The organism is Vibrio sp. ECSMB14106, from assembly GCF_000972265.1.
In the GTDB taxonomy this organism is placed as follows: Bacteria; Pseudomonadota; Gammaproteobacteria; order Enterobacterales; family Vibrionaceae; genus Vibrio; species Vibrio kanaloae.
This window is the reverse complement of record NZ_LAUM01000065.1, coordinates 1-2,122: the sequence shown is the minus strand read 5'-3', so window position 1 is coordinate 2,122 and position 2,122 is coordinate 1. Positions and strand designations below refer to the sequence as shown.

Below are 2,122 nucleotides of genomic sequence, written 5' to 3'. Positions count from 1 at the left end.
TTCACGTCACCCCTTATTCCATAAGGGGTTTTCATGATCTTGCCCTGCTTTTCTCCATGAGGGATGTTATCTGGAGGCTGTGTTGTCCCTACATCAACGTCATAGTTGTTTTCTAAACCGAGGTTTAATGTAATACCACTATTTGGATTAGCGGCTGGTTGGCCGTCGCCACCATCACCATCATCGATTACTTCGTAATTTGTTGCATAGTTACAGTCATCTAAATGGTGGGCGCAAAAGTGAGGAACCTTATTTCCGTAGCTCGATTTGCGAAACCAAGCGTCGCCTTCACATGATACGCATTTTAAGTTGCGCCTTAGAGTTACGATATTTTTCTCCCCTAAAGACCAGAAGTCTTCAGAGTTCCAGACCTTCTCATCAAGAGTACAAAAAGCTATATCCATGTTTCACCTTATTGATTTTAAAATATTTACAGTAGGTCTGGGGAGCTGGCTCCCCAGTTTTATTGGTTATTTCTTCTTGATTGGGATTCTGAACATACCACCGTTTTTTCGGGTGATTCGCTTCCCTTTCACTGTGATGTAAGGACGGTAAATATATTCGACGCTGTCGTTTTGATTTTGATTTGGTTGATTCATAATTTGAATATTCTCAAATAAATCACTCTATCCGATTGACCAAACGTCATTTGAAACATATGCTTTATCGGTATCGAGAGTGATATGTGTATTTATACAGTAGGATTGCAGTCCTAATGCGCTTTTAGTTACAAATTTCACAAGCCTAAGAAGTTGCAGCTTCTTAGGCTTTTTGATTTCTATAGTTCCAATATCCCCCTCTACTCAATTCTTTGTACTGTCTACAGAGTTGCTCAATACTCATCGCCTTTCCTCTTTGTAAGCCTTGTGAAACACAATATGTAGTGTTTAGTGGTAAGTTGCATAACAACCTAGAGTTCACATAGTAACCATCATAAAATCTAAGGTCAATAGTATGATCTGAGTTTTTTTACTTTAAATCGAATAACGGTGATCATTATGATCTGTGTTGTTTGTTTTATTTTGAGTTTTGTGATATTTTTAGAGTAAATAGCAACATCAGAAATAGAGGTGTTTCAATGAGTGGACTATATAGTTATGCCCAACTTCTAAATGAAGTTAGCGGAAATGCTGAAAGGCTGGCATTCATCGACTTCAAGCTGAGATTTACAGGCTTTATTAAACGAGCTGATTTGAAGGAAGAGTTTGGATTAGCAGATGCAGCCGCAACTAGAATGATTGCACTGTATCGAGACTATCGAAAAGAAAATATTATTCACGACAGATCAAATAAGATAAATGTGATTAACCTTGAGAAGTATGTCCCATTACTTCCTATTGAAGCTGAGCAGGCATTAGGGATGTTAGCGCATGGTTTTAATAAGAATAAGATAGCAGATAGACCTTTGATATCTTACAGAAAAATTGGTGTTGTAAAAAATCAGTTAGATGTAAATGAGGTATCTAAAATTACTAGAGCGATTTCAAGTGAAAAAGCTATTGAGTGCTGTTACATCTCAGGAAGTAGTATTAAACATTGTGCTAGAGAATTAGCTCCAGTAGCTATTCTTTATGATGGTAAGAACTGGATTTTTAGAGCATATGATCGAAGTGAGAGTGGAGCGCATAAGTTTAAGAACTTTAATTTTGCTAGAGCAACTGAAGTTAAAGTAGTTGAACTAAATAATGGTGATGCAGCTCAACATGAAAAGCTTGCGGAAGATACCTTGTGGAATACACCATTACCTTTGTTTTTGGAACTTCATCATGAACTGAACGAAGCTCAAAAAGCCTCTATTCGCCGTGATTTTGGGATGTTACCAACAGACAATGAGCTATACCTTACAGAGAGTGCAGCATTAGTATGGATACTTACTAAATTATGGAATATTGATGTCAGCAATCATGATGAGAGTGATTTGTTTTTTAAATTCAAATTAAAGAATAAAGATATGATTGAACCATACTTATGATTGTTATGACTTCATAACCTCGACGGCGTCGTCGTACTAAATTCCCCCCATCATCCTCATCAACCCCGTCGTCGACGTCAGTAAAATCATGCGGGTAATCAGGTGATGTGATTTTGCTGGTGGATTTCGAAGTGATTCGGGGCAGGGTTA

General features: G+C 37.6%; 2 protein-coding genes and 1 pseudogene. 1 reads left to right on the top strand and 2 read right to left on the bottom strand.

The window, feature by feature from the left end; all coding sequences use genetic code 11:
- Both WR49_RS20625 and WR49_RS21730 read right to left on the bottom strand, forming a co-directional pair.
- A pseudogene (locus WR49_RS20625) lies at positions 1-404 on the bottom strand (hypothetical protein); the annotation flags it as partial.
- Between the two features lie 66 nt (positions 405-470).
- Complete coding sequence (locus tag WR49_RS21730; protein WP_261382935.1) at positions 471-599, bottom strand: hypothetical protein; 129 nt, start codon at positions 597-599, stop codon at positions 471-473.
- 479 nt (positions 600-1,078) lie between these two features.
- Here WR49_RS21730 and WR49_RS20620 point away from each other — a divergent pair, with 479 nt between their 5' ends.
- Entirely contained in the window at positions 1,079-1,972 is an 894-nt protein-coding gene (locus tag WR49_RS20620) for a WYL domain-containing protein (RefSeq protein WP_016798782.1), read from the top strand.
- Positions 1,973-2,122: the final 150 nt, after the last annotated feature.

Excerpts from the sequence above, each read along its gene's own strand:
- WR49_RS20620 (WP_016798782.1), top strand. The coding sequence starts at position 1,079 with ATGAGTGGACTATATAGTTATGCCCAACTTCTAAATGAAGTTAGCGGA.
- WR49_RS21730 (WP_261382935.1), bottom strand. The coding sequence starts at position 599 with ATGAATCAACCAAATCAAAATCAAAACGACAGCGTCGAATATATTTAC.